Genomic DNA, 25,471 nt, shown 5'->3' with positions numbered 1-25,471 from the left:
TCAGCCGCGATCAGGCCGGCAGGTACTGGGCCGCCAGCGGCATGAAGTCCGCCAGGCCGGCGTCCTGCCCCAACTCCTCCTGGAGGATGGCTGCCACGCGCGGCGCCACCTCGGCGGCCTTGCGCGCATCGAGGAACAGCAGGCGGCTGCGGCGCGCCAGCACGTCTTCTACGGTGCGCGCGTATTCGAAGCGCGCGGCAAAGCGCACCATGGCTTCGTTCAGGCCGTCTGCCAGCCATTCGTCGTTGCCCGGCAACGCCTCCACTGCCGAGGCTTCCGTGCCATAGGAGTGCAGGCCCTGGACCTGGTTCATGCGGTGGTGCACGGCGGACTCGGCCGGAGCACCGGCCAGCGGCAGGCGGGCCGTGACGCCGCCGGGGCGATGCGGCAGGCGGCCGATGGCAAAGCACTCGGAGAGCACGTCTTCGGCCATGGCGCGGTAGGTGGTCCATTTGCCGCCCGTGACGGTGACCAAGCCGGTGCGGCTGGACATGACCGTGTGCTCGCGGCTGATCTTCTTGGTGTTCTCGCCGTCGTCGTCCTGGGGCTTGACCAGCGGGCGCAGGCCGACCCACATGCTGCGCACGTCGGCCAGCGTGGGCTGGCGCGTGAGGTAGCGTCCGGCCTCGGTGAGGATGAAGTCCAGCTCCTCGGGGAACGGCAGGGGCTCGCGCGCCAGGTCGTTGCGCGGGGTGTCGGTGGTGCCCAGGATGACCTTGCCCAGCCAGGGCACGGCAAAGAGCACGCGGCCATCGGCCGTCTTGGGCACGAGCAGGGCGTGATCGCTGGGCAGGAAGTCGCGGTCCACGACCACGTGCACGCCCTGGCTGGGCGCGACCATGGGCTTGACGGGACGGCCCTGGGCCTCGGCATCCTGCTGGCGGAACAGGTCCACCCAGGGCCGGTGGCGTTGACCACGCACTTGGCGCGCAGCGTGAAGCGCCGGCCCGATTCCGTGTCTTCGCAGACCAGGCCGGCGACCTTGCCGCCTTCATGCAGCAGTTCAAGCGCGGGGCAGTAGTTGACCAGCAGCGCGCCCTTGGCGGCGGCCGTGCGGGCCAGCGCCAGCGCCAGGCGGGCATCGTCGAACTGGCCGTCCCAGTATTTGACGCCGCCCTTGAGGCCTTGCTGGCGCACGGTGGGCAAACACTTAACGGTGCTGGAGCGCGAGAGGAATTCGGTGGCGCCCAGGCCTGCCTTGCCGGCCAGCGCGTCATACATCTTGAGGCCGATGCCGTAGAACGGCGTGTCCAGCAGCTTGTAGGACGGCATGACAAAGGCCAGCGGCTGCGCCAGATGGGGCGCGTTGTGCAGCAGCGTGGTGCGCTCGTGCAGCGCTTCGCGCACCAGGGCAATGTTGCCCTGGGCCAGGTAGCGCACGCCACCATGGACCAGCTTGGTTGCGCGCGAGGACGTGCCCTTGGCGAAGTCATGCGACTCCACCAGCACGACCTTGAACCCGCGCGCCGCCGCGTCCAGGGCCACGCCCAGGCCGGTGGCACCGCCGCCGATGATGGCCAGATCGTAGGTTTCAGGCTGGGCCAGGCGTTCCAGCAGGGCGGCGCGGCCGGTGGGCAGAGGGGAAGCAGCGAGGGACATGGATCTTCGACGAAGGAATGTGGGGCAAGTTAACAGGGCGCCATGTAGCCGCCATGTCAGCACCCGGGACGCCACGCCTGCGCCCAATGCGAAGGGGACGGAATCGGGTTTTCCGCTATTTTCGCTCGTTTTTGTATTTTTTTCTTCGCTATCTTTCGTTTCGTGTTTTTGGCGACCCAGGAAGCCCCAACGATGGACTGCGATGCCAACACAGCGCATGCCGTCCAAAACCGGCGCGGCCCAACTCAGGGACGCCGAGCAAGAGCCGCCTCGCGGCGAGGGCGTCGTCCCCCTCCCGCGAAGCGAGAGAGGGGGAAGGCGCGTCAGCGCCTCAGGGGGTGCTTTTACCGAACTTTTCCGTTTTTCCAGGCATTGAGCAGCGTGTCATACGCAATCGTCTCGCCCTTGGGCTTTTCATTGGCCAGCTTCTTCCACGGCGCCTGCTTGTCGCTGAGCCACTTGGCCGGGTCGCCCTTGGGGTTGAGCTTGGGCGCGCAGTGCGCCATGCCGGCACGCTGCAGGCGGGACATGACCTGGTCCATTTCCTCGGCCAGGTTGTCCATGGCGCCCTGGGGCGTCTTCTCGCCGGTGACGGCCTGGGCCACGTTCTTCCACCACAGCTGGGCCAGCTTGGGGTAGTCGGGCACGTTGTTGCCGGTGGGCGTCCAGGCCACGCGGGCGGGGCTGCGGTAGAACTCGACCAGGCCGCCGAGCTTGGGCGCCATGTCGGTCATGGCCTTGGAGCGGATGTCGCTCTCGCGGATGGGCGTCAGGCCGACGATGGTCTTCTTGAGGCTGGTGGTCTTGGCGGTGACGAACTGCGCGTAGAGCCAGGCGGCGGCCGTGCGGTTGGCGTCATGGTCCTTGAAGAAGGTCCAGCTGCCCACGTCCTGGTAGCCGTTTTGCATGCCGTCCTTCCAGTACGGGCCGTTGGGGCCGGGCGCCATGCGCCATTTGGGCGTGCCGTCGGCATTGACCACGGGCAGGCCGGGCTTGGTCATGTCGGCCGTGAAGGCGGTGTACCAGAAGATCTGCTGCGCGATATGGCCCTGGGCAGGCACGGGGCCGGACTCGCCGAAGGTCATGCCCATGGCTTCCTTGGGCGCGTATTTCTTCATCCAGTCCACGTACTTGGTGAGCGCGAACACGGCGGCCGGCGAGTTGGTGGCACCCCCGCGCGAGACCGAGGCGCCCACGGGCGTGCACTTGTCGTCGGCCACGCGGATGCCCCATTCATCGACGGGCATGCCGTTGGGAATGCCCTTGTCGGCCGCGCCGGCCATGGACAGCCAGGCATCGGTGAAGCGCCAGCCCAGCGACGGGTCCTTCTTGCCGTAGTCCATGTGGCCGTAGATGGGCTTGCCGTCGATCTGCTTGACGTCGTTGGTGAAGAACTCGGCGATGTCCTCGTAGGCGCTCCAATTCAGCGGCACGCCCAGCTCGTAGCCGTACTTGGCCTTGAACTTGTCCTTGAGGTCCTTGCGCTCGAACAGGTCGGCGCGGAACCAGTAGAGATTGGCGAACTGCTGGTCGGGCAGCTGGTAGAGCTTGCCGTCGGGCGCGGTGGTGAAGCTGGTGCCGATGAAGTCCTTGATGTCCAGGCCCGGATTGGTGAAGTCCTTGCCGGCGCCGGCCATGTAGTCGGTCAGGCTCATGATGCGGCCGTAGCGGTAGTGCGTGCCGATCAGGTCGGAGTCGGAGATCCAGCCGTCATAGATGGACTTGCCCGACTGCATCGAGGTCTGCAGCTTCTCGACCACGTCGCCTTCCTGGATCAGGTCGTGCTTGACGGTGATGCCCGTGATCTCGGTGAAGGCCTTGGCCAGCGTCTTGCTCTCGTACTCGTGCGTGGTGATGGTCTCGGAGACCACGGCGATCTCCTTGACGCCCTTGGCCTGCAGCTTCTTGGCCGCCTCGATGAACCACTTCATCTCGGCCATCTGCTGGTCCTTGGACAGCGTGCTGGGCTGGAACTCCGCGTCGATCCACTTCTTGGCTTCCGCCTCTCCGGCCCAGGACGCCTGCCCCGCCGCCAGCAGGGCCGCCGCGAGGGCGATGGTATGAAGTCGTTGTTTCATCTGCCGTCTCCTAGATTCTTGCTGTCTCCCCGACATGCACATGCACCAGCGGGCCCCGGGGGAGCTTCGGACCCGGCTGTCGATAAATGGAATGAAGTGATCAGCCTTTGCGCATCACGACGGCCAGCACGAGCATGGACAGCACCAGGCTGATCCACACCGAAGGCTCGGCCTCCAGCGAGAACCACTGCACCATCCTCTCGCCCAGGCCCACCCAGGCCAGATTGACATAGGCCGCCAGCAGCAACCCGATGAACAGCCGGTCCCCGCGCGTCGTCGCCATCGGCAGCCAGCCCTTGCGCATCACGGTCGGGCTGCGCAACTCCCACAGCGTCATGCCCACCAGCATCAGCACGATGCAACTGAAGAACACCGCCACCGGCAGCGTCCAGGCCATCCAGGAAAACATTGACGAGTCCTTTCAGAAACAAAAACCACTGCCCGTCGAAACTGGCGCGACCCCAAGCGAGGGACAGCGAGCAAGGGCCGCCCCGCCGCGAGGCTGTCGTCCCCCTCCCCCGCGAAGCGGGTAGAGAGGGGGAAGGCGCGCAAGCGACTCAGGGGGTGCCTCACACCCTCCCCATTGCGAACCCCTTGGCGATGTAATGCCGCACGAACCAGATCACGATGGCGCCCGGCACGATGGTCAGCACGCCGGCCGCCGCCAGCGTCGCCCAGTCCATGCCCGAGGCCGAGACGGTGCGCGTCATGGTCGCCACGATGGGCTTGGCGTTCACGCTGGTCAGCGTGCGCGCCAGCAGCAGCTCCACCCAGCTGAACATGAAGCAGAAGAAGGCCGCCACGCCCACGCCGGCCTTGATCAGCGGCAGGAAGATGGTGAGGAAAAAGCGCGGGAAGGAGTAGCCGTCGATATAGGCCGTCTCGTCGATCTCGCGCGGGATGCCGCTCATGAAGCCCTCCAGGATCCAGACGGCCAGCGGCACGTTGAACAGCAGGTGGGCCAGGGCCACGGCGATGTGCGTGTCCATCAGGCCCACCGTGGTGTAGAGCTGGAAGAAGGGCAGCAGGAAGACGGCCGGCGGCGTCATGCGGTTGGTCAGCAGCCAGAAGAACACATGCTTGTCGCCCAGGAACTGGTAGCGCGAGAACGCATAGGCCGCCGGCAGCGCCACCGTGAGCGAGATCACGGTATTGATGGCCACGTAGATCAGGCTGTTGATGTAGCCCGAGTACCAGGAGGCGTCGGTGAAGATGGTTTGGTAGTTGGCCCAGGTGAAATGCTGGGGCCACAGCGAGAAGCTCGACAGGATCTCCTCGTTGGTCTTGAAGCTCATGTTGACCATCCAGTAGATGGGCAGCACGGCGAACAGCAGGTAGGCGACGAGGAACAGCGTGCGCTTGTGGAAACGGCGGTCTTCAGTCATGTCCGGCCTCCCGCAGGGCCACCCCAAGGGAGGCCGAGCCCCCTCGGGGGGCAGTGAACGAAGGGAGCGTGGGGTCATTCTCTTGCCCCTTCCTTGTCTGCCGTGCCCACGCGCTGCATCCAGTTGTAGAGGATGAAGCACAGCAGCAGGATGATGAGGAAATAGATCAGCGAGAAGGCAGCCGCCGGCCCCAGGTCGAACTGGCCCACGGCCTTTTGCGTCAGGTACTGCGACAGGAAGGTGGTCGCATTGCCGGGCCCGCCGCCCGTGAGCACGAAGGGCTCGGTGTAGATCATGAAGCTGTCCATGAAGCGCAGCAGCACGGCAATCATCAGCACGCCGCGCATCTTGGGCAGCTGGATGTAGCGGAACACCGCGAACTTGCTGGCGCCGTCGATGCGCGCGGCCTGGTAGTAGGCGTCGGGAATGGAGCGCAGGCCCGCGTAGCACAGCAGGGCCACCAGCGGCGTCCAGTGCCAGACATCCATGACCAGCACGGTGAGCCAGGCATGGGTGGCATTGCCCGTGTAGTTGTAGTCCACGCCCAGCGCGTTGAGCGCCGCGCCCAGCAGTCCGATATCGGCGCGGCCGTAGATCTGCCAGATGGTGCCGACCACGTTCCACGGAATCAGCAGCGACAGCGAGACCACGACCAGCACGGCCGAGGCCTTCCAGCCCTGGGCCGGCATGGACAGGGCCAGCGCGATGCCCAGCGGAATCTCCACCAGCAGCACGGCCAGCGAAAAACCGATCTGGCGCAGCAGGGCCGAGTGCAGTTCCTCGTCGCGCATGACCTGGGCAAACCACTCCGTGCCCACGAACACGCGCCGGTCCGGACTGATGATGTCCTGCACCGAGTAGTTCACCACCGTCATCAGCGGGATGATGGCCGAGAAGGCCACGCAGATGATGACCGGCAGGATCAGCAGCCAGGCCTTCTGGTTGACGGGCTTGATTGAACTCATCTCAGGCACCCCTCAAGCTAATGCACAAACCGCGGCCTACGAGACCGGAGCTACCCAGCTCAGGGACACCGAGCAAGGGCCGCCCCGCCGCAAGGGTGTCGTCCCCCTCCCGCGTCGCGAGAGAGGGGGAAGCGGCGCAGCCGCTCAGGGGTGCCTCATACCAACTCCTCGTTGACGTAGTAGCAGGTGTGGGGGCCCTGCAGCTGTACCCATACCGTTTCACCCACGGCGGGCAGGAAGGCATCGGCGCCGCAGCGCAGCTTGAGCAGCCGCTCGCCCAGGCGCGCCACCAGCAACTGGTGCGTGCCCACGTCCTGCACGCGCTCCACCGTGCAGGCCACGGCGCCGGGCGCGTCGGCCGAGGCCAGTGCCAGGTACTCGGGGCGTATGCCCAGGCTCAGCGGCAGGCTGGGCGCCACGCCGGCCAGCGCTTCGGGCAGGGGCAGGTACTGGCCCTCGGCCAGCAGCCGGCCGCCGTCCTGCTGCAGCGGCACGAAGTTCATGCCCGGCGAGCCAATGAAGTGGCCGACGAAGGCGTGGCTGGGCCGCTCGAAAAGCTGGGCGGGCGTGCCCACCTGCACGGCGCGCCCGCGCGTCATGACCACAACGTGCTCGGCAAAGGTCAGGGCCTCCACCTGGTCGTGCGTCACATAGATCAGCGTGAGCCGCAGTTCATGGTGGATCTGCTTGAGCTTGCGGCGCAGCTGCCACTTGAGCTGGGGGTCGATCACCGTGAGCGGCTCGTCGAACAGCACGGCCGACACATCGGGCCGCACCAGGCCCCGGCCCAGCGAGATCTTCTGCTTGGCATCGGCCGACAGGCCGGCCGCGCGCTGGTCGAGCTGGCCGCTCATCTCCAGCATCTCGGCGATCTGGCCGACCCGCGCGCGGATGCGCTCCTCGGGCATGCGGCGGTTCCTCAGCGGAAAGGCCAGGTTCTCGGCCACGGTCATGGTGTCGTAGATCACCGGGAACTGGAACACCTGGGCGATGTTGCGTTCCTGGGGCGTGGCGCGCGTCATGTCGCGGCCGTCGAACAGCACCTTGCCCTGCGAGGGCACCAGCAGGCCCGACATGATGTTGAGCATGGTGGTCTTGCCGCAGCCCGAGGGGCCGAGCAGCGCATAGGCGCCGCCGTCCTCGAAGACCATGCTCAGCGGCAGCAGCGCGTAGTCGCTGTCCTGCTGCGGGTTCGGCTTGTAGGAGTGGGCCAGATCAAGTTCTATGCGGGCCATCTCATCGTCCTCCGGGCCGCGCCGGCGCCAGCACAAGCGCGCCGTCCGTGCCGAACACGTAGGCATGGGCCGGATCCAGGTGCAGCGTGACCGCGCTGCCCAGGTCCAGATGGTGCACGCCCGTGACCTGGGCCACCAGCTCGCCCCAGGGCGTGGTGGCATGCACGAAGGTGTCGGAGCCCGAAATCTCGGCCAGTTCCACCACACCCTGCAATGCCAGATCGCCGGGCCGGGACTGCAGGCGCAGGGCGCTGGCGCGCAGGCCCAGGGTCAGTGGGCCGGACACGGCCAGGTCCGCAGGCAGCGCCACGGGCAGCCGCGCGCCGCCCGGCAGTTGCAGCCCGCCCTCCACGGCACTGGCCGCGATCAGGTTCATGGGCGGATCGCTGAAGGCGCGCGCCACGCGCAGCGAATTCGGCTGATGGAAGACCTCGGCCGTGGGGCCGTACTGCAGCAGTTCGCCCTCATGCAGCACAGCCGTGTAGCCACCCAGCAGCAGGGCCTCGCCGGGCTCGGTGGTGGCATAGACCACGGTGGAGTCGCCCGTGGCGAACAGCTGGGTCAGTTCCTCGCGCAGTTCCTCGCGCAGCTTGTAGTCGAGGTTGACCAGGGGCTCGTCCAGCAGCATCAGCGGAGCGCCCTTGGCCAGGGCGCGCGCCAGCGCCACGCGCTGCTGCTGGCCGCCCGACAGCTCGGCCGGGTAGCGGTCCAGGAACATCTCGATGTGCAGCCGCTCGGCCAGGGCGCGCACGCGCTGCGCCACGTCGCGGTCGCCGCGCAGCTTGAGCGGCGAGGCGATGTTGTCCGCCACCGTGAGCGAGGGATAGTTGATGAACTGCTGGTAGACCATGGCCACGTTGCGCTCGCGCACGGGCATGCCGGTCACATCGACGCCATCGGCGCGCACACGGCCTTCGGTGGGCACGTCCAGGCCGGCCATGATGCGCATCAGGCTGGTCTTGCCGGCCTGCGTGGCACCCAGCAGCACGGTCACCGCGCCGCTTTCCAGTTCAAGGTGCATGGGGTGCAGCCAGGTCTGGCCGCCCACGCGTTTGCTGATTCTCTCCAACACCAGTTCCACGACCGCCCTCACTGACGAGGCCGCCTCGGGGGGCAGCGATTGAACAAGGAGAAACATCTCGCTCAAGGCGGCGATTGCGCGCCATCCGAAAGCAAGAACGTGATCATTTTTGTTCTTTCCAGATCGCAGCCCATCAACACATACCCTAGGTGCTGTTCTTTTTTCTTCGTTTTAAAGTTCCCCAACCCACGGCCGGCCAGGGGCAAATGCGCTATAAACCGGTCGCCCCGCCTTGTTTGCCTGAGAACGCACCAGATCTGGAATCGCCGCCGTGAACACCAATCCCCGACAACTACAGCTGCTCGACGAAGTGCGCAGCCGCCAGTCCACTTCGGTGGAGCAGCTGGCCGAGATCCTGGGCGTGACCCTGCAGACCGTGCGCCGCGACATACAGAAGCTGGCCGATGCGGGCCTGATGGTGCGCTTTCACGGCGGCGTGCGCGTGCCCAGCGCCACGGTGGAGAACCTGGGCCACACCCAGCGCCAGGTGCTGCATGCCGAAGGCAAGTCGCGCATTGCGCGCGCCGTGGCCGACGCCATTCCCAACGGCTGCTCGCTAATCCTGAACATCGGCACCACCACCGAGGCCGTGGCCCAGGCCCTGCTCAAGCACCGGGGCCTGCGCGTGATCACCAACAACCTCAACGTGGCGGCCATCCTCAGCTCCAACGCGGACTGCGAAGTCATCGTGGCCGGCGGCGTGGTGCGCACACGCGACCGGGGCATCGTGGGCGAGGCGGCCGTGGACTTCATCCGCCAGTTCAAGGTGGACATCGCCCTGATCGGCATCTCGGCCATCGAGCCCGATGGCAGCCTGCGCGACTTCGACATGCGCGAAGTCAAGGTGGCCCAGACCATCATTGCCCAGTCGCGCGAGGTCTGGCTGGCCGCAGACCACAGCAAGTTCCACCGCCAGGCCATGGTGGAGCTGGCACGCCTGGACCAGATCGACCGCCTGTTCACCGATACCGCGCCCCCCGCTCCGTTCGATGCCCTTCTGCGCGAAGCAGAAGTGCAATGCGTGGTGGCGCAATAAGTTTTCCGCAGCCGCTGCGCCACCGCCCGCACAGGACACGCGCACCGGCCCTGCTTTTCCTGGATACCGCACCATGACCTATCTGCTTGCCCTGGACCAGGGCACCTCCAGCTCGCGCAGCATCGTCTTCGATACCCAGGGCCGCATCGTGGCCTCGGCCCAGCTGGAGCTGCCGCAGATCTATCCCCGGCCCGGCTGGGTCGAGCACGATCCGCGCGAGATCTGGCGCACCCAGCTGGCCACGGCGCGCGAGGCCCTGGCCAAGGCCGGGCTGGCGGCGGCCGACATCCGCGCCCTGGGCATCACCAACCAGCGCGAGACCACCGTGGTCTGGAACCGCGCCACGGGCCAGCCCATACACCACGCCATCGTCTGGCAGGACCGCCGCGCCGAGCCGCTGTGCGCCCAGCTGCGCGAGGCCGGCCATGCAGACACCATCCAGCGCAAGACGGGCCTGTTGATCGACGCCTATTTCTCGGGCACCAAGCTGCGCTGGATCCTGGACAACGTCAACGGCGCGCGCGCCGCCGCCGAGCGCGGCGAACTGGCCTTCGGCACCGTGGACAGCTGGCTGATCTGGCAGCTCACGGGCGGACGCCGCCATGTGACCGATGTCTCCAACGCCAGCCGCACCATGCTGTTCAACGTCCACACCAACCAGTGGGACGACGATCTGCTGGCGCTGCTGGAGATTCCGCGCGCGCTGATGCCCGAAGTGCTGCCTTCCGCCGCCGATTTCGGCCGCACGGCAGCCGAGGTGCTGGGCGGCGAGATCGCCATCGGCGGCGTGGCCGGCGACCAGCAAAGCGCCCTCTTCGGCCAGGCCTGCTTTTCGGCCGGCATGGCCAAGAACACCTATGGCACGGGCTGCTTCATGCTCATGCACACGGGCGGCGTGTTCCAGACCTCCGCCAACGGCCTGCTGACCACCGCTGCGGCACAGCCCACCGCTGCGCCGGCCTATGCGCTGGAAGGCAGCGTCTTCGTGGGCGGCGCCGTGGTCCAGTGGCTGCGCGACGGGCTGCGCGCCATCGAGCACAGCGGCCAGGTGCAGCAACTGGCCGAGAGCGTGCCCGATTCGGGCGGCGTGATGATGGTGCCGGCCTTCACCGGACTGGGCGCACCGTACTGGAAGCCCGATGCGCGCGGCACCATCACGGGCCTGACGCGCGGCACCACCATCGCCCACATCGCGCGGGCCGCGCTTGAATCCATCGCCTTCCAGAGCGCCGCCCTGCTGCTGGCCATGAGCCGCGACGCGGTGGCCAGCGGCGGCGCGCCGGTCAGCGAACTGCGCGTGGACGGCGGCGCCTGCGTCAACAACCTGCTCATGCAGTTCCAGGCCGACCTGCTGGGCATTCCCGTCGTGCGCCCGGCCTGCGTGGAGACCACGGCCCTGGGCGCTGCCTACCTGGCGGGCCTGTCCTCGGGCGTGTACCAGAGCACCGAGGAACTGTCGGCGCTGTGGAAGGCCGAGCGCCGCTTCGTGCCCACGCTGGACAAGCACCGCGCCGACGAGCTGATGGCGCGCTGGGAGCATGCGGTGGCCCAGACCGCGCTGGCGGCCTGACAACGGGCTCACGGCCTTGTTCAGGGCGGCCAGCCTGGTGCTTGCGGGCCTGCTGCTGGCCGGCTGCGCCGCGCCGCCCCAGGCCCTGCCGTCCCCGCAGCCCACGGCATGCGCGCGCCTGCAATGGCTGGGCAGCACCACGATTGCGCGCGATGAACCCATCCATGGCGCCACCACCGGCGGCATCTCGGGCCTGGACTACGACGCGCGACGCGGCGACTACGTGGCCATCAGCGATGACCGCTCGGCGCGCGGCCCCGCGCGCTGGATGCGCCTGCGCATGGAGCCGCTGGACGCCGGCCCCAACCCCTGGCAGGCGCAGGTCACCGAAGTGCACCCGCTGCTGGATGCCGAGGGCCGCTGGCTGCGCCCGCGCCATGCCGCGCCCGCCACCCAGCCCGTGCCCGACCCCGAAGCCATCCGCCTGCTGCCGGACGGCGGCCTGCTGTGGACCGATGAAGGCGACCCGGGCCGGGGCTTTGGCACCTCGCTGGTGAGGACCGACGCCACGGGCCGCCAGATTGCGCGGTGGTTCTACGCATTCAAGGACGAGGACGGCAGGCCGGGCCTGCGCTCGAACTTCGGCTTCGAGGGGCTGGCCGTCACGCCGGACGGCCAACAGGCCTGGCTGGCCCTGGAAGCGCCGCTGCGCCAGGACGGCCCGCGCGCCAGCGCCGGCTCGGCGGGCGCGCCCGTGCGCATCAGCCTGGTCAGCCTGGACGATGGCCGGCTGCTGCGCCAGATCGCCTACCAGCCCGATGCCGTGCCGGCCGCCAGCTGGGCCCTTCCCCAGCGCGAGGTCAACGGCATCAGCGAAATCCTGCCGGACGGTCCCGACCATCTGCTGGTGCTGGAGCGCTCCTACAGCCCGGGCCACGGCTTTGGCGCGCGGCTGTACCGCATCAGCCTGGAGGCACCTGACACGCTGGCCCTGGCCAGCTTCGCGCAAACGCCGCCACAGGTGGCCGTCAAGCAACTGGTGGCCGATCTGTCCACCGTGCAGCCCGGCCGGCTGGACAACATGGAAGCCATGTCCTGGGGCCCGCCGCTGCCCGACGGCACCCGCGTGCTGGTGTTCGCCAGTGACGACAACTTCAACCCGGCGCAGGCCAACCAGATCCTGATCACCGCCTACCGTCCCTCGCCGCCCTGCGCACCCTGAAGGCGCTTCAGGGCGTGGCCTGCACCTGCTCCTGCGGCAGGTAGATGCGCGTCAGCCCGCGCGCAATGGCCTCCACGATCTGCTCGCGCCGCAGGCCGATGTGCTCGGCCATCAGGCGCTCGCTGGCCTGGGCGTCGCGCGCGCGCAGGGCCTGCAGGATTTCCAGGTGCTCGTGCTGGGTGGAGGCGCGCCCCACGTTCTCCATGTCGATCCAGCGGATGAAGCGGATGCGCTCGTTCAGGCTCGCCAGCATGCGCCGCAGCTCGGCGTTGCCGGCCATGTCGGCAATGCGCAGGTGGAATCCCTCGTCCAGGTCCACCAGTTGCCGGATCGGCGTATCGGAGGCCACGCGCTGGCTCTGCTCCAGGTAGGCCAGGGCCTCGTCGAGCTGGGCATCGGTGGCGCGCTCCACGGCCAGCCGCACGCATTCGCGTTCCACGGCCACGCGGGCCTCGTACAGGTCCAGCGACTCCTTCACGTCCAGCTCGCGCCGCATGTAGCCGCGGCTGGCCGGCAGCAAAAAGCCATCGGCCACCAGCCGCGTCAGTGCCTCGCGCACGGGCGTGCGGCTCACGCCCAGGCGCAGCGCCAGTTCGCTCTCGCTCAGGCGCTCGCCTGGCTTGAATTCGTAGGAGATGGCCATGTCACGCAGCGTGCTGTAGACGCTGGAGCCCCGTTCATGGCGGATGTTGGAGATTTTCATGGCGCCATTGTGCCCTTTGGCGCTGCGCATTCTTTTAAGTATACTGAAATGGATTCTTAAAAATCCCGTCACCCAACCTGCCTGGAGACTCCCGACATGACCACCGCTTTCAATGGCGCCGACGCCATGGTCCGCATGCTGCAGCTCAATGGCGTCAAGCACATCTTCGGCCTGTGCGGCGACACCAGCCTGCCCTTCTATGACGCCATGGCGCGGCTGGACCACGGCATGGACCACATCCTCACGCGGGACGAGCGCAGCGCCGGCTACATGGCCGACGCCTATGCGCGCGTCACAGGCAAGGTGGGCGTGTGCGAAGGCCCCAGCGGCGGCGGCGCCACCTACCTGCTGCCCGGCCTGGCCGAGGCCAACGAATCCTCGGTGCCCGTGCTGGGCATCACTTCGGACGTTTCCGTGGGCGCGCGCGGCAAGTTCCCGCTGACCGAACTCGACCAGCAGGCGCTGTACAGGCCGCTGACCAAGTGGAATACCACCATCGACCGCGTGGACCAGATTCCGCACGCCGTGCGCAGCGCCTTTCGCGCCATGACCACGGGCCGGCCCGGCGCCACCCATATCTGCCTGCCCTATGACGTGCAAAAGCACACGCTGGATCCGGCCGATGTCTGGGCCCAGCCAGGGCATGACCACTATCCGGCCTACCGGTCCGCGCCCGATCCGGCGGCCGTGGCCGAGGCCGCCGACCGCCTGGTGGCGGCCCGCTGCCCCGTCCTGATCTGCGGCGGCGGCGTGCTCATCGCAGGCGCCAGCGCCGCACTGGATGCGCTGGCCACCCTGCTCAATGCGCCCGTGTGCTCCAGCGTCAGCGGCCAGGGCAGCCTGGCGGGCAGCCATCCGCTCAATGCCGGCGTGGTGGGCACCAATGGCGGCGTGGAGGCCACGCGCGCCGTGGTGGCGCAGGCCGATCTGGTGATGTTCATCGGCGCCCGTGCCGGCTCCACTACCACCGAGCACTGGCAGATGCCCTCGCGCAAGGTCACCATCGTCCATCTGGACGTGGACGCCATGACCATAGGCACCAACTACCGCACCGACGTGGCCCTGGTGGGCGACGCCCTGCTGGGCCTGCAGGCGCTGCACGCGGCCGTGCAGCAGCGCATCGCCCGCCGCCCCGCCGATGCCTCGGACGGCGCCGCGCTGGCGGCCACCGCGCGCGCCGCCAAGCAGGCCTTCTTCGCGCCGCTGGCCGCCTCGCTGGAGCGCCCCATCAAGCCCGAACGCGTGGTGGACACGCTCAACCGCCTGCTGCCCGCGCGCGCCATCGTGGTGGCCGACCCCGGCACGCCCTGCCCCTACTTCACGGCCTATTTCGACGCCCCCCAGGCCGGCCGACACTTCATCACCAACCGCGCGCACGGGGCGCTGGGCTTTGCCATGTCCGCCGGCTTTGGCGCCGCCATCGGCCAGCCCGATTCCGTGGTGGTCGCGGTCATGGGCGACGGCAGCTTCGGCTTCACCTGCGGCGAGCTGGAAACCATCGTGCGCCGCAACGTGCCGCTGAAGATGATCGTGTTCTCCAACAGCGTGTTCGGCTGGATCAAGGCCAGCCAGAAGTCCGGCTACGATGAACGCTACTTTTCAGTCGACTTCAACCGCACCCACCATGCCCGCGTGGCCGAGGCCTTCGGCGTCAAGGCCTGGCAGGTGCATGACCCGGCAGATCTCGAAGCCGCGCTCAAGGCCGCGCTGATGCACGACGGCCCGGCGCTGGTGGATGTGATCTCGCAAGAGCTCCAGGACACGGCCGTGCCGGTGAGCCAGTGGATGGGTTGACGCCAGGCCCCACGCACAGATTCCCGATTTCCTGCCCGCCAATGCGCTTGAAAAGGAGCCTTCCCATGCCCCATCCACCCTCACGCCGCCAGCTGCTGCTGGCCACGGCCGCCGCATGCCTGCTGGGGCCGGCCGGCACGGCATCCGCGCAGGGCGCCGCCCCGCTCAAGCTGGTCATCACCTTCCCGCCGGGGGGCAGCACCGACATCGCCGCCCGCATACTGCAGCCGCGCCTGGGCGAGGTGGCCGGGCGCCCGGTGATCGTGGAGAACCGCCCCGGCGCCGCCAGCCAGATCGCCACCCAGTACGTGGCCAAGTCCGCCCCGGACGGCAACACCCTGCTGTTCAGCTTCGACACCCATGCCATCAATCCCATCGCCAAGTCCCGGCTGCCCTACGACACCTTCAAGGACTTCACGGGCGTGTCGCTGGCGCTGCGCTTCCCGCTGGTGATCGGCGCCTCGGCCTCGGTGCCCGCCAGGGACCTGGCCGGCTTCCTGGAGCTGGCGCGCCGCAACCCGGGCAAATACAGCTACGCATCGACCGGCCTGGGGTCCATGAACCACCTGGTGATGGAGGACATCAAGCGCCGCTCGGGCACCTACGTGCTGCACGTGCCCTACGGCGGCGGCGGCCCGGCCGTGCAGGCCGTGCTCGGCAATGTGTCCGACCTCACCCTGCTCAGCTATGCGGCGCTGCGCGGCCAGATTTCGGCGGGCAAGATCAAGCCGCTGGCCGTGACCGGCCTCAAGCGCCTGCCCGAGCTGCCCGACGTGCCCACCGTGGCCGAGTCAGGCTTCCCGGGCTTCGAGGCCTACTCGTGGATCGGCGTTTTCGCACCTTCCGCCACGCCGGCAGCCACGGTGCACAAGCTCACCGAAGACTTCCAGGCCACGCTGAACACGCCCGACATCCGCAGCAAGCTCATGCAGTCGGGCTTTGAAGTCATGGCCACGGACGGACCCGCCCTCGACCGCTGGGTGCGCCAGGAATATGAGCGCTGGGGCCGCTTCGTGCGCGACAACAAGGTCCAGCTCGAAGACTGAGAATCCGGACGGCACCCCCTTACACCACACAGGAGCTTTCATGGCACTTCCGCTGGACCACATCGTCATCGCCGTGCAGGACCTCGAGGCCGCCGTGGCGGACTACCGCGCGCTGGGCTTCCAGGTCGCCATCGGCGGCCGCCATCCGGGCCGCACCTCGCACAACGCACTGGTCGTGTTTGCCGACGGCGCCTACCTGGAGATCATTGCCTGGACCGCCCCGGCGCCCGAAGAGCGCTGGTACCGCACGCTGCGCGACCATGGCGAGGGGCTGGTGGACTTCGCTCTGCTGCCCCAAAGCACCTCCCAGGCGCTGGCCGAGGCACGCGGGCGGGGGCTGGATACCCTGGTCGGCCCCGTGGACGGAGGCCGCGTGCGCCCCGATGGCGCGCAACTGCTGTGGCAGACGGCGCGCCACGCCACGCCCGACCTGCCCTTCCTGTGCGGCGACGTCACGCCGCGCGCACTGCGCGTGCCCGAAGGCAGCGTGCGCGAGCATCCCAACGGCGCGCTGGGCGTGGCCTCGCTGACCGTCGCCGTGCACGACCTGGACGCCAGCCTGGACCGCTACCGGGCGCTGCTGGGCCCAGGCCTGCCGCTGGAGAGGCTGGACGACCAGGGCGTGCGGCTGGCATTGCCGGGGTTCGACCTGCTGCTGCAAGGCGCGCAGGCACTGGCGGCCTCCGACGCATTGCGCCAGCGCCTTGCCACGCGCGGAGAGGGCCCTTGCGCGCTCACCCTGCGCCAGCGGCCCGGCGCCCCGGCACAGCCCCTGGACCTGGCCGCCAGCCATGGCGTGGACATGCGCTGGCACGGTGGGAACACGCTCTAAACTCTTCGTTTTCCTTCTCCACCGCCACCAGCATGAACACTGTTTCCACAGCCTCCCCTGTCATCGCCTTCATCGGTGGCGGCAACATGGCCAGCGCCATCATCGGCGGACTGATCGGCCAGGGCCAATCCGCAGACCGCATCGTCGTCGTCGAACCCTTCGAGGCTGCACGCGACGCGCTGCGCACGAACTTCGGCATCACGGCCCATGCCGATGCCGCGGCCGCCGCCAGCGCGCTGGACGGTGCCAGCATCGTGGTCTGGGCCGTCAAGCCCCAGACCTTCAAGGAAGCCGCCCAGGCCGTGGCACCGCACACCGCCCAGGCCCTGCACCTGAGCGTGGCCGCCGGCATTCCCACGGACTCCATCGCCCAGTGGCTGGGCACGGGCCGCATCGTGCGCGCCATGCCCAATACGCCGGCCCTGGTGGGCAAGGGCATGACGGGCCTGTTCGCCCGCGCCCAGGTCGATGCCGCAGGCAAGAGCGCCATCGAGCAGGTGGTGGCCACCACGGGCCAGTTCGTCTGGGTCGACCAGGAAGCGCACCTGGACGCCGTGACCGCACTGTCGGGCTCGGGCCCGGCCTATGTCTTCCTGTTCCTCGAAGCCATGACACAGGCCGGCGTGGACATGGGCCTCACGGCCGAGCAGTCCTACCGCCTGGGCGTGGCCACCTTCCAGGGCGCATCGGAACTGGCCGCCCGCTCCACCGAAAGCGCCGACGTGCTGCGCCAGCGCGTGACCAGCAAGGGCGGCACCACCCACGCCGCCATCACCCACATGCAGGCGCAACAGGTGCCCGAGCATTTCGTGGCCGCCATGCGGGCAGCGGAAACACGGGCCAAGGAGCTGGCCGCCGAATTCGGCAGGTAGGACACGCCCGCGCGCGCCCCTCTTTGTGGTGGCAAGGGGACGGTGCGCCAGATTCCTGCAAAAACCAGATAGTTCTGATGGTGGAAGCAAGCGGCACTCGGTAGAAATCGGCAATTGACCGGCTGCGCGGAAAGCCCCGCGCCGGTCATGACCTGCCACCGCAGTTTCCACCAAGCATCCGCCTCGGCGGGACGTGCATCGCCTGCCCGCCCCTGTCCATGGCTTGCCTTGGATTCGCTGCATCCAAGGAGAAAGCATGCGTTTCCACCCCCCTTCCTTGCCCAGGCGCCGCGGCAGCAAGCCGGCCCTGGCGGCATGCCTGCTCTGGGCATCGGCTGGCATGGCCCACGCAGTACCCGGCCCCTCCCAAGGTCCTGCCCACCACCGCGCGCACACACCAGCGCACTCACCAGCACATGCCCCAGCACATGGCTCCGCCCAGCCCCGGCAGATACAGCACGCGCAGCAGGCCCTGCAGGGCATGTCCGTGCCGTTCGAGGCCAACAGCGGCCAGTTCGACCCTGCCGTGGCCTTCACGGGCCGCACCTTCGCGGGCGCGATCCACGTCACCCGCCAGGGCCAGATCGTCTACAGCCTGGCCGCGCCCACGCAGCAGCAGGGCGTGACCTCGGCCCCCCGCCCGAGATGCCTCCCCAAGCACCTCCCAAGAAGCCGCCCAGGACGCCCGCAGGCACCAAACCCCAGGCACCGCCCCAGACCCCTCCGGCCACCCGGCCCCTGTCCGGCTGGAGCCTCACCGAAACCCTGGCCGGCGCGCTGCCGCTGTCGCCCACGGGCGGCGAGGCCGCCGCCACCCAGATCACCCGCTTCAGCGGCCCCCACAGCTACCAGCCAGCCACCTACCGCAACCTGCACCTGGGCCAGGCCTGGCCCGGCGTGCAGGTGGAACTGGCCATGCGCGGCGCCAATGTGGAAAAGCTCTTCCACGTGGCCCCGCAGGCCGACCCCGGGCAGATCCAGGTGCGCGTGGACGGCGCGCTGTCCCTGCGCCTGGGCAAAGGCGGCGAACTGATCGCCGCCACAGGCCATGGCGACGTGGCCTATACGGCGCCCGTGGCGTTCCAGGAAGTTACCGGGCAGCGCGTGGAGGTGCCTGTGCAGTACGCCCTCAACAGCCAGGGCGACGGCTACGGGTTTGCGCTGGGGGCCTATGACCGGGCGCTGCCGCTGGTGATAGATCCTTTGTTGCAGAGCACGTATCTGGGTGGAGATGGTGATAGCACGGTCCTGGCCCTGGTCATTGCGCCCTCGGGCGAGGTGTTGGTGGGCGGCATCACCGCGGACAATTCATCGCTCGGCGCATTCCCTGGCACGGCGGGCGGCGCCCAACCATCCACTGGTGGGACCGACGGCTTCATAGCGCGCCTGTCCGCTGACCTGCGGACCCTGGAGCAGAGCACCTATCTGGGCGGCTCGGGCCAGAACTCTGTCATAGCCCTGGCCATATCCCCCTCGGGCGAAGTATTGGCGACAGGCATTACCAGCTCCACCGACTTCCCCGGCACGGCGGACGGCGCCCAGTCAGTCGCCGCTGGTGGGTTCTACGACGGCTTCATCGCACGCCTGTCCGCCGACCTGCGCACCCTGGAGCAGAGCACCTACCTGGGCGGCCCGCAATCCGAAGACCCCCGTGCCATGGCCATTGCACCCACGGGCGAGGTATTGGTGGCAGGCAATACCAGCTCCACCCAGTTCCCCGGCACGACGGGCGGCGCCCAGCCGGTCGCCGCTGGCTGGGGCAATGACGGGTTCGTCGCACGCCTGTCCGCCGACCTGCGGACCCTGGCGCAGAGCACCTATCTGGGCGGCGCAGGCTACAACGTTGTCCAAGCCCTGACCATCTCCCCCTCAGGTGAGGTATTGGTGGCAGGCGATACCAGTTCCACCGACTTCCCTGGCACGGCGGGCGGCGCACAGCCGGTCGCCGCTGGCGGGCGCGACGGCTTCATCGCGCGCCTGTCCGCCGACCTGCGCACCCTGGAGCAGAGCACCTACCTGGGCGGCTCGCAATTTGAAGACCTCTATGCCATGGCCATTGCACCCACGGGCGAGGTGTTGGTGGCAGGCAGTACCAGCTCCACCCAGTTCCCCGGCACGGCGGGCGGCGCCCAGCCGGTCGCCGCTGGCGGGGCAATGACGGGTTCGTCGCACGCCTGTCCGCCGACCTGCGGACCCTGGCGCAGAGCACCTATCTGGGTGGCGCAGGCTACAACGTTGTCCAAGCCCTGACCATCGCTCCCTCGGGGGACGTGCTGGCGGGAGGCTATACCGATGCCATCCACTTCCCCGGCACGGCGGGCGGCGCCCAGTCAGTTAACAATGGCGGGTTCTACGATGGCTTCATCGCACGCCTGTCCGCCAGCCTGCGAACCCTGGAACAGAGCACCTATCTGGGCGGCACCGACATGGAAGCCATCAGTACGCTGGCCATAGCCCCCTCGGGCGAGGTGCTCGTGGGCGGGTTGACGTACTCGCGGAATTTCCCGGGCGCGGCAGGCGGGGCGCAGCCAGGGACCAACAGCAGCGGCGTCATAGGCTTCATCACACGCCTGTCCGCCGACCTGCGCGCCGACCTGCGCGCCGTCTCCCCCCAGACCATCACCTTTGCGCCACAGGCCAGCCAGGTCCTCGGCAGCCCTGGCTCCACCTTCACCATAGACCCTCCCGCCATGGCCAGCTCCGGCCTGCCGGTGGACTACGGCAGCGCCACCCCGGCCATCTGCACCGTCTCGGGCACCACCGTCACAATGCTCGATGACGGCATCTGCACGCTGGTCGCCCGCCAGGCGGGCAATGCCCAGTGGCAGGCCGCCGACGCAAACGCCGATGTCCGCATCCGCAGAGCCCAGGCCATCCGCTTCCCGGCACAGGCCAGCCGGTCCTTCGAGGCGGGAACGGTCTTTGCCATCGACCCGCCCGCCACGGCCAGCTCCGGCCTGCCGGTGGAATACGCCAGCACGACCCCAGGCATCTGCACGGTCTCGGGCAACAGGGTCACGATGGCGGGCGAAGGCATCTGCACGGTGACCGCCAGCCAGCCCGGCGATGCGCGGTGGATGCCGGCCACCGGCGTGGCGCAGGACATTGAGCTGACTGCGGTTGTGCCGCTTCCTGTAACTCCCCCCGTAATTCCCCCTGTGACACCCCCTGTGACACCCCCTGTGACTCCACCTGTGCCGCCGCCCGCTCCGGCGCCCATTCCCGCACTCGGCGCTTGGCCGCTGGCGCTGCTGGGTGCCATGGCGGCAGGCTTCGGTGCGCACGCACTGCGGCGGCGTGGCGTCTTCAGCGCAAGGCAAATCCCAGCGCCACGCCTGCGAACAGGGCGGCACCGATCCAGTGGCTCTTGCTGAAGGCGACGAAGCAGCCCTCGCGCGTGCGGTGGCGGATCAGGGTGAAGTGCCAGATCACCTGGGCCGCGGCCACGGCCAGGCCCAGCCAGAAAGGCCAGGCCAGGCCATAGGGCGCCAGCGCCCAGATAGTGAGCAGGCCGCAGAGCACGAAAAAACCCATGACGGCCACCACGTCGAAGCGGCCCAGGGTGATGGCCGAGGTCTTCATGCCGATCCTGAGGTCGTCGTCGCGGTCCACCATGGCGTATTCGGTGTCATAGGCCAGCACCAGGAACATGTTGGCGAGCCACAGAATCCAGGCCGTGGCCGGCACCTGGCCCTGCACGGCGGCGAAGGCGATGACGATGCCGAAGTTGAAAGCAATGCCCAGGAAGGCCTGGGGCATGGCGAAGAAGCGCTTGGTGAACGGGTAGAGGATGGTGAACAGCACGGCGGGCACGGACCAGGCCACGGCCTCCCAGCGCGTGGTCAGCACCAGGCCCAGCGAGACCAGGGCCAGGGCTGCGCCCAGCAGGGCGGCCTCCTTGACCGAGACCTGCCCCGAGGTGATGGGCCGCTGCGTGGTGCGCTTGACATGGCGGTCGAAATCGCGGTCGGCAATGTCGTTGATGCAGCAGCCGGCGCTGCGCATCAGCACCGTGCCCAGCACGAAGACCACCAGCAGATGCCAGCCCGGAAACCCGCCCGCTGCCACCCACAGTGCGGCCAGCGTGGGCCAGACCAGGACCAGCCAGCCGGCCGGCCGGTTGAAGCGGACCAGGTCCAGATAGAGCGACAGTTTGCTGCGCCGGGGCGCAGGCATGGGCGTAGAGGAGGAGGTGGGCATGGCGTCTGGGCGCCGATGGCGGCCGTGGGCCGACCATCGCACGCATCACATTCGAAAATGCCCGCATTGTCGCCGCTGGGCGGGCGGACTCGGCGGCGCGCCTCAGCAGCGCCTGCCGGCAACGCGGGTTTGCGCCCACTCCACGGCACAGATCACCAGCGCCATCCAGGCCAGGCCCAGCAGCCAGCCGGCCAGCACATCGCTGGCATAGTGCACGCGCAGCACCACGCGGCTGGCGCCCACGCCCAGGGCGACAGCCAGGGCCGCCAGGCCCACGGGCCAGCGCCAGGCCGGGCGCAGGTACGGCAGCAGCAGCCAGGCCAGCATCAGATAGAGCACGAAGGTGCCCGCGCTGTGGCCGCTGGGGAAACTGAAGCCACCCTCAGGCACCCAGCCACCCACGGGGCGCGGACGGCCCACGCTGGTCTTGATGGCGCGTATCCACAGGCCCACGCCAGCCGTGGCCACCACCCAGGCGGCCGCATGCAGCCAGTCGCGCCGCCACAGCAGCAGCGCCAGCACGGCGGCCGACAGCGACACCATCCAGGCCACATTGCCCAGTTGGGTGAAGGCGACCACGGGGCACACCCAGGCATCGGTGGCATGGCCGGCCAGCCACAGGTGCAGGGCCTCGTCGAGCACCGGCCAGTCGGTGCAGGTGGCGCAGCCTGCGGGCTGGACCAGGCCCAGCATGTCGCGCACCATCACGGCCAGTGCCAGCAAGGCCAGCACGCCGGCGGCAGCCAGGCCCAGCCATGCGGCCCGCGGCATGGGCAGGCCTGCGTGGCGCAGCCGGGCCGTGGCAGGCAGGCGCAGATAGAAAAAAAGGCCGCCCAGGGCGGCCAGTACCAGGCACAGGCCGCCCGTGGCGGCGTGTGCGTCAATCCAGGTCCAGAGCATGCGGTGGCATCACTCCCGGGCCAGGGTGGGTACGCGGGAAGACTGGGGTTTGCGCAGCATCAGTCTTCGAGCAGGGCGCGCAGCATCCAGGCGGTCTGCTCGTGCACGGTCAGGCGCTGGGTCAGCAGGTCGGCCGTGGGTTCGTCGCTGGCCTTGTCGGCCAGGGGGAACAGGCTGCGCGCCGTGCGGGCCACGGCCTCGTGGCCGGCGACCAGGATGCGCACCATCTCCAGGGCCTTGGGCGGATCGTGGGGCACGTCGGCCAGGCTGGTGAGCTTGCCGAAGTCGGCATAGGAACCCGGCGCGAAATGGCCCAGCGCACGGATGCGCTCGGCGATGGGGTCGACGGCGTTCCACAGCTCCGTGTACTGCCCCATGAACATGGTGTGCAGCGTGTTGAACATCGGGCCGGTGACGTTCCAGTGGAAATTGTGCGTGGTCAGATACAGCGTGTAGGTGTCGGCCAGCAGGGCCGACAGGCCCTTGGCGATGGCCGCGCGGTCCTTGTCGCTGATGCCGATATGGATGGCGGAGGAGCGCACGGACGCCGGTGCCACGTCGGCCAGTGCGGCCTTTGCAGGCTGCACTGCCTTGTCCGCCTTGTCGGCCTGCACGGCCTCTGGCTTCTTTGCACCGGACTTGTCTTTGCTGGCATTTTTGGCCATGGGATCCCTTTCAGCTTCGTACAAACGGAAGATGCTCCCGGCAGGTCGCCCGGGAGCCAGTTGCAACGATAACGCAAGCGCAGCGGCCCCACAGGCCCGACTCGCGCGCCGGTGCGGTCATCAGGACAGGCGTTTGACGCCGGGCAAGGCGCAGGCGTAGACGGCGTTGCGCAGGGCGGCGATGGCCTCGTAGCGCGTGAAGCTGCGGCGCCAGGCCAGGACCACGCGGCGTGTCGGCGGGGCCGAGCCGTCGTCCTCGAGGATGGGCAGGTAGCGGATGTGCGGCTCGTCGGTCTTGCGGCGGCGCGCCGTGGTCTCCAGCGCATCGGCGGGCACGGACAGGCGCGGCACCAGGGTCACGCCCATGCCGGCGGCCACCATGTGCTTGATGGTCTCCAGCGACGAGCCTTCGAAGGTGCGGCGAATGCCTTCGGCATTGCTGGCATAGCGTGCGAACTCGGGGCAGACCTGGAGCACATGGTCGCGGAAGCAGTGGCCCGAGCCCAGCAGCAGCATGGTCTCGTTCTTGAGATCACTGGTGGAGACATGGTCCTTCTGGGCCAGCGCATGGGTGCTGGGAACGGCGGCCATGAAGGGCTCGTCGTACAGCGGAGCCAGCGCCAGGCCGGTGTCGGGGAAGGGCTCGGCGACGATGGCGCAGTCGATCTCGCCGGTGCGCAGCATCTCCAGCAGCTTGATGGTGTAGTTCTCCTGCAGCATCAGCGGCATCTGCGGCGTGCGCATGATGGAGTTGCGCACCAAGTCCGGCAGCAGGTAGGGGCCGATGGTGTAGATCACACCCAGGGTGAGCACGCCGGACAGCGGGTCCTTGCCGCGCTTGGCGATTTCCTTGATCTCGGCGGCCTGCTCCAGCACGCTTTGCGCCTGACGGATGATCTCCTCGCCCAGCGACGTGACCGACACTTCGCCGGCACTGCGCTCGAAGAGCTTGACATCGAGCTCCTCCTCCAGCTTCTTGATCGCCACGGACAACGTGGGCTGGGACACATAACAGGCTTCGGCGGCGCGGCCAAAATGCTTTTCACGTGCCACGGCCACGATGTATTTGAGTTCGGTAAGTGTCATTGGCGAGCTGTGTCTGGGAGGGAGCCTCGGAAAATACGATGGTCTTACACCAAGAACCTGTGCCGGAACCTTTGTGCAATCAGGCCTTGCGGCCGGCTTGCCGGGGTGCTCCCCTCAAAAGTTCCTGCACAGGTTCTAGGATTTGTCCTAATTCGATTGTGCCAGTCCTCGTCCGCGCATGACCACTGCGCGCTCCCCGACCCGCCGGCTTTTTGTATTTATCCACCTAGTGCAACGGCCGGCGCATCCGGTCGCGTTGCTGCATGAGCTGGTCCATGCCTATCAATGCAGCCAGGCCTATGGCCACGATCACGGTAAAGACCGGAAGGTCCAGGGCGCTGATCACGGCAAAGCCTTGCGGCCTAGCATAACGCTGTGTCTCTGAAATGCATACGAAGTCCGCTGCGGCCATGCCGGTGTAGTGCATGGAACAGACCGCCGCGCCCATGACGGCGGCGGCCAGCGCACGCATGCCCGGCGAGCTGGTGCGAAACGACAGCCACAGCGCGGCGCTGGCAGCCGCCACGGCGATGCCCACGGACAGCAGCACGGTGGGAACGGACCAGACGATGAAGCCCGGAAAGCGCATGCCATACATGCCCAGGTAATGCATGAAGGCCACGCCCAGGCCCAGCAGGGTGCCCGCGCCCAGCACGCGCGCCCCGCTTTCGGGCCGCCGCGCGACAAAGGCCAGCGCCACCGAGGTGGCGGCAACGGCGGCGCACAGGGACAGCAGGGTTTCGACCATGGAGTAGCCCGAACCCATGCCCAGGTTCAGCGCCAGCATGCCCGTGAAATGCATGGACCACACGCCGATGCCGCCCAGCGCCGTGCCCGCCGCCAGCAGATTCAGCCAGCTGATGCCCTCGCGTCCCCGGATGCGCTGCGCCGCAGTCAGGGCCACAAAGGAGCCCAATACGGCAATGCCATAGGACAGGACCACCAGGCCCATGCGCCAGGAGGTCTCGACGATCTCATTCGCTTGAACGGCTTCATTCATGTTGGCAGCTCCTCATTCGCAGAAAAATGGGACAACACAAGAGTGATCGCGGCCGTCCTCCCCGTGGGGGAGGCTTGGCAGGCCATCCCCTCCCGGATGGAGCTACCCTGTTTTTTGTGACTCAATGTACCAAAAGGTCACAAATATTCAATGCCGTAACGGGACGGTGCTGTCACCGCCAGGACGGCATGAAGCGCTCCATTTCGATGGCTACAACGCGCGTGGGAACCATGTCTGGCGCGGGCTGCGGGCCTGCGGAAGA

Annotated in this window: 22 protein-coding genes and 1 pseudogene; 9 read left to right on the top strand and 14 right to left on the bottom strand. The window is 68.2% G+C overall.

The genetic code is table 11. The features are described from left to right. Positions 1-10: 10 nt before the first annotated feature. From CLV01_RS05340 to CLV01_RS05305, 7 genes and pseudogenes are all read right to left on the bottom strand, one after another. Positions 11-1,599, bottom strand: a pseudogene (locus CLV01_RS05340) (FAD-dependent oxidoreductase). A gap of 344 nt (positions 1,600-1,943) precedes the next feature. After that, positions 1,944-3,677: an ABC transporter substrate-binding protein gene (locus CLV01_RS05335; protein ID WP_012202962.1), complete on the bottom strand. Its 1,734-nt coding sequence runs from the start codon at positions 3,675-3,677 to the stop codon at positions 1,944-1,946. 100 nt (positions 3,678-3,777) lie between these two features. Beyond that, positions 3,778-4,086, bottom strand: a complete 309-nt coding sequence (locus CLV01_RS05330; protein ID WP_043820414.1) for a DUF2160 domain-containing protein — start codon at positions 4,084-4,086, stop codon at positions 3,778-3,780. 160 nt (positions 4,087-4,246) lie between these two features. Beyond that, the gene (locus tag CLV01_RS05325) at positions 4,247-5,062 is read right to left on the bottom strand and encodes a carbohydrate ABC transporter permease (protein WP_013804448.1); all 816 of its coding nucleotides are present in this window, start codon (positions 5,060-5,062) and stop codon (positions 4,247-4,249) included. Between the two features lie 74 nt (positions 5,063-5,136). Next, positions 5,137-6,027, bottom strand: a complete 891-nt coding sequence (locus CLV01_RS05320; RefSeq protein WP_043822477.1) for a carbohydrate ABC transporter permease — start codon at positions 6,025-6,027, stop codon at positions 5,137-5,139. A gap of 155 nt (positions 6,028-6,182) precedes the next feature. Next, a complete protein-coding gene (locus tag CLV01_RS05310) occupies positions 6,183-7,262 on the bottom strand; it encodes an ABC transporter ATP-binding protein (protein WP_099735215.1) in 1,080 nt (359 codons plus the stop codon). 1 nt (position 7,263) lies between these two features. Then, positions 7,264-8,343 carry an ABC transporter ATP-binding protein gene (locus CLV01_RS05305; protein WP_099735216.1) on the bottom strand — a complete coding sequence of 360 codons (1,080 nt, stop codon included), beginning with the start codon at positions 8,341-8,343 and terminating at the stop codon, positions 7,264-7,266. Between the two features lie 271 nt (positions 8,344-8,614). Here CLV01_RS05305 and CLV01_RS05300 point away from each other — a divergent pair, with 271 nt between their 5' ends. From CLV01_RS05300 to CLV01_RS05290, 3 genes are all read left to right on the top strand, one after another. Continuing rightward, the gene (locus CLV01_RS05300) at positions 8,615-9,379 is read left to right on the top strand and encodes a DeoR/GlpR family DNA-binding transcription regulator (protein WP_013804452.1); all 765 of its coding nucleotides are present in this window, start codon (positions 8,615-8,617) and stop codon (positions 9,377-9,379) included. 73 nt (positions 9,380-9,452) lie between these two features. Further along, a complete protein-coding gene (gene glpK, locus CLV01_RS05295; RefSeq protein WP_012202955.1) occupies positions 9,453-10,949 on the top strand; it encodes a glycerol kinase GlpK in 1,497 nt (498 codons plus the stop codon). Then, positions 10,918-12,111, top strand: coding sequence for an esterase-like activity of phytase family protein (locus tag CLV01_RS05290; RefSeq protein ID WP_180288359.1), 1,194 nt, complete (start codon positions 10,918-10,920; stop codon positions 12,109-12,111). Before glpK ends, CLV01_RS05290 begins: the two co-directional genes overlap by 32 nt. 7 nt (positions 12,112-12,118) lie before the next feature. Here the strand turns inward: CLV01_RS05290 and CLV01_RS05285 are convergent, their stop codons facing one another. After that, positions 12,119-12,814: a GntR family transcriptional regulator gene (locus CLV01_RS05285; protein ID WP_099735218.1), complete on the bottom strand. Its 696-nt coding sequence runs from the start codon at positions 12,812-12,814 to the stop codon at positions 12,119-12,121. A 96-nt stretch (positions 12,815-12,910) separates the two neighbouring features. On the opposite strand from CLV01_RS05285, the gene CLV01_RS05280 reads away from it, so the two are divergent. The 4 genes from CLV01_RS05280 (at position 12,911) to proC (ending at position 17,358) form a co-directional block, all read left to right on the top strand. Beyond that, positions 12,911-14,608, top strand: coding sequence for a thiamine pyrophosphate-binding protein (locus CLV01_RS05280; protein ID WP_099734825.1), 1,698 nt, complete (start codon positions 12,911-12,913; stop codon positions 14,606-14,608). 65 nt (positions 14,609-14,673) lie between these two features. Continuing rightward, entirely contained in the window at positions 14,674-15,654 is a 981-nt protein-coding gene (locus CLV01_RS05275) for a tripartite tricarboxylate transporter substrate binding protein (RefSeq protein WP_034389944.1), read from the top strand. Positions 15,655-15,694: 40 nt separating this feature from the next. After that, positions 15,695-16,486: a VOC family protein gene (locus tag CLV01_RS05270; RefSeq protein WP_099734826.1), complete on the top strand. Its 792-nt coding sequence runs from the start codon at positions 15,695-15,697 to the stop codon at positions 16,484-16,486. 32 nt (positions 16,487-16,518) lie between these two features. Next, on the top strand, positions 16,519-17,358 hold the full coding sequence (gene proC / locus CLV01_RS05265; protein WP_013804459.1) for a pyrroline-5-carboxylate reductase: 840 nt from the start codon (positions 16,519-16,521) through the stop codon (positions 17,356-17,358). Between the two features lie 406 nt (positions 17,359-17,764). Here proC and CLV01_RS29055 read toward each other — a convergent pair whose 3' ends face one another. Continuing rightward, positions 17,765-17,923, bottom strand: coding sequence for a hypothetical protein (locus CLV01_RS29055; RefSeq protein WP_180288358.1), 159 nt, complete (start codon positions 17,921-17,923; stop codon positions 17,765-17,767). Between the two features lie 80 nt (positions 17,924-18,003). Between CLV01_RS29055 and CLV01_RS05260 the strand changes: the two genes are divergently transcribed. Both CLV01_RS05260 and CLV01_RS28615 read left to right on the top strand, forming a co-directional pair. Continuing rightward, positions 18,004-19,608 (top strand): DUF7948 domain-containing protein, encoded by a 1,605-nt coding sequence (locus CLV01_RS05260; protein ID WP_099735281.1) that lies wholly within the window; start codon positions 18,004-18,006, stop codon positions 19,606-19,608. A 20-nt stretch (positions 19,609-19,628) separates the two neighbouring features. Next, a complete protein-coding gene (locus CLV01_RS28615; protein WP_143344286.1) occupies positions 19,629-20,732 on the top strand; it encodes an IPTL-CTERM sorting domain-containing protein in 1,104 nt (367 codons plus the stop codon). Here CLV01_RS28615 and ubiA read toward each other — a convergent pair. The 5 genes from ubiA to CLV01_RS05225 all read right to left on the bottom strand — a co-directional run bounded on the left by ubiA (position 20,665) and on the right by CLV01_RS05225 (position 25,209). After that, a complete protein-coding gene (gene ubiA / locus CLV01_RS05245) occupies positions 20,665-21,534 on the bottom strand; it encodes a 4-hydroxybenzoate octaprenyltransferase (protein ID WP_043822543.1) in 870 nt (289 codons plus the stop codon). The genes CLV01_RS28615 and ubiA overlap by 68 nt on opposite strands. Positions 21,535-21,660: 126 nt before the next feature. Next, positions 21,661-22,458, bottom strand: a complete 798-nt coding sequence (locus CLV01_RS05240) for a phosphatase PAP2 family protein (protein WP_099734828.1) — start codon at positions 22,456-22,458, stop codon at positions 21,661-21,663. A 59-nt stretch (positions 22,459-22,517) separates the two neighbouring features. Further along, positions 22,518-23,123, bottom strand: coding sequence for a Dps family protein (locus CLV01_RS05235; RefSeq protein ID WP_043822499.1), 606 nt, complete (start codon positions 23,121-23,123; stop codon positions 22,518-22,520). Between the two features lie 120 nt (positions 23,124-23,243). Further along, positions 23,244-24,209 (bottom strand): LysR substrate-binding domain-containing protein, encoded by a 966-nt coding sequence (locus tag CLV01_RS05230; RefSeq protein ID WP_013804463.1) that lies wholly within the window; start codon positions 24,207-24,209, stop codon positions 23,244-23,246. 226 nt (positions 24,210-24,435) lie between these two features. Next, positions 24,436-25,209 carry an MHYT domain-containing protein gene (locus tag CLV01_RS05225; RefSeq protein ID WP_013804464.1) on the bottom strand — a complete coding sequence of 258 codons (774 nt, stop codon included), beginning with the start codon at positions 25,207-25,209 and terminating at the stop codon, positions 24,436-24,438. Between the last annotated feature and the right edge of the window lie 262 nt (positions 25,210-25,471).

Source organism: Delftia sp. 60 (assembly GCF_002754395.1).
Classification (GTDB): domain Bacteria; phylum Pseudomonadota; class Gammaproteobacteria; order Burkholderiales; family Burkholderiaceae_C; genus Comamonas; species Comamonas acidovorans.
This window is presented reverse-complemented; position numbering and strand designations above follow the sequence as displayed.

What these genes read in the sequence shown, in the direction of transcription:
- CLV01_RS05285 (WP_099735218.1), bottom strand. Translation starts at nt 12,814, where the DNA reads ATGAAAATCTCCAACATCCGCCATGAACGGGGCTCCAGCGTCTACAGC.
- CLV01_RS05290 (WP_180288359.1), top strand. Translation starts at nt 10,918, where the DNA reads ATGCGGTGGCCCAGACCGCGCTGGCGGCCTGACAACGGGCTCACGGCC.
- CLV01_RS05270 (WP_099734826.1), top strand. Translation starts at nt 15,695, where the DNA reads ATGGCACTTCCGCTGGACCACATCGTCATCGCCGTGCAGGACCTCGAG.
- CLV01_RS05275 (WP_034389944.1), top strand. Translation starts at nt 14,674, where the DNA reads ATGCCCCATCCACCCTCACGCCGCCAGCTGCTGCTGGCCACGGCCGCC.
- ubiA (WP_043822543.1), bottom strand. Translation starts at nt 21,534, where the DNA reads ATGCCTGCGCCCCGGCGCAGCAAACTGTCGCTCTATCTGGACCTGGTC.
- CLV01_RS05260 (WP_099735281.1), top strand. Translation starts at nt 18,004, where the DNA reads ATGCCTCCCCAAGCACCTCCCAAGAAGCCGCCCAGGACGCCCGCAGGC.
- CLV01_RS05330 (WP_043820414.1), bottom strand. Translation starts at nt 4,086, where the DNA reads ATGTTTTCCTGGATGGCCTGGACGCTGCCGGTGGCGGTGTTCTTCAGT.
- CLV01_RS05335 (WP_012202962.1), bottom strand. Translation starts at nt 3,677, where the DNA reads ATGAAACAACGACTTCATACCATCGCCCTCGCGGCGGCCCTGCTGGCG.
- CLV01_RS05320 (WP_043822477.1), bottom strand. Translation starts at nt 6,027, where the DNA reads ATGAGTTCAATCAAGCCCGTCAACCAGAAGGCCTGGCTGCTGATCCTG.
- CLV01_RS05240 (WP_099734828.1), bottom strand. Translation starts at nt 22,458, where the DNA reads ATGCTCTGGACCTGGATTGACGCACACGCCGCCACGGGCGGCCTGTGC.
- CLV01_RS05325 (WP_013804448.1), bottom strand. Translation starts at nt 5,062, where the DNA reads ATGACTGAAGACCGCCGTTTCCACAAGCGCACGCTGTTCCTCGTCGCC.
- CLV01_RS05310 (WP_099735215.1), bottom strand. Translation starts at nt 7,262, where the DNA reads ATGGCCCGCATAGAACTTGATCTGGCCCACTCCTACAAGCCGAACCCG.
- proC (WP_013804459.1), top strand. Translation starts at nt 16,519, where the DNA reads ATGAACACTGTTTCCACAGCCTCCCCTGTCATCGCCTTCATCGGTGGC.
- glpK (WP_012202955.1), top strand. Translation starts at nt 9,453, where the DNA reads ATGACCTATCTGCTTGCCCTGGACCAGGGCACCTCCAGCTCGCGCAGC.
- CLV01_RS05280 (WP_099734825.1), top strand. Translation starts at nt 12,911, where the DNA reads ATGACCACCGCTTTCAATGGCGCCGACGCCATGGTCCGCATGCTGCAG.
- CLV01_RS05235 (WP_043822499.1), bottom strand. Translation starts at nt 23,123, where the DNA reads ATGGCCAAAAATGCCAGCAAAGACAAGTCCGGTGCAAAGAAGCCAGAG.
- CLV01_RS05225 (WP_013804464.1), bottom strand. Translation starts at nt 25,209, where the DNA reads ATGAATGAAGCCGTTCAAGCGAATGAGATCGTCGAGACCTCCTGGCGC.
- CLV01_RS05230 (WP_013804463.1), bottom strand. Translation starts at nt 24,209, where the DNA reads ATGACACTTACCGAACTCAAATACATCGTGGCCGTGGCACGTGAAAAG.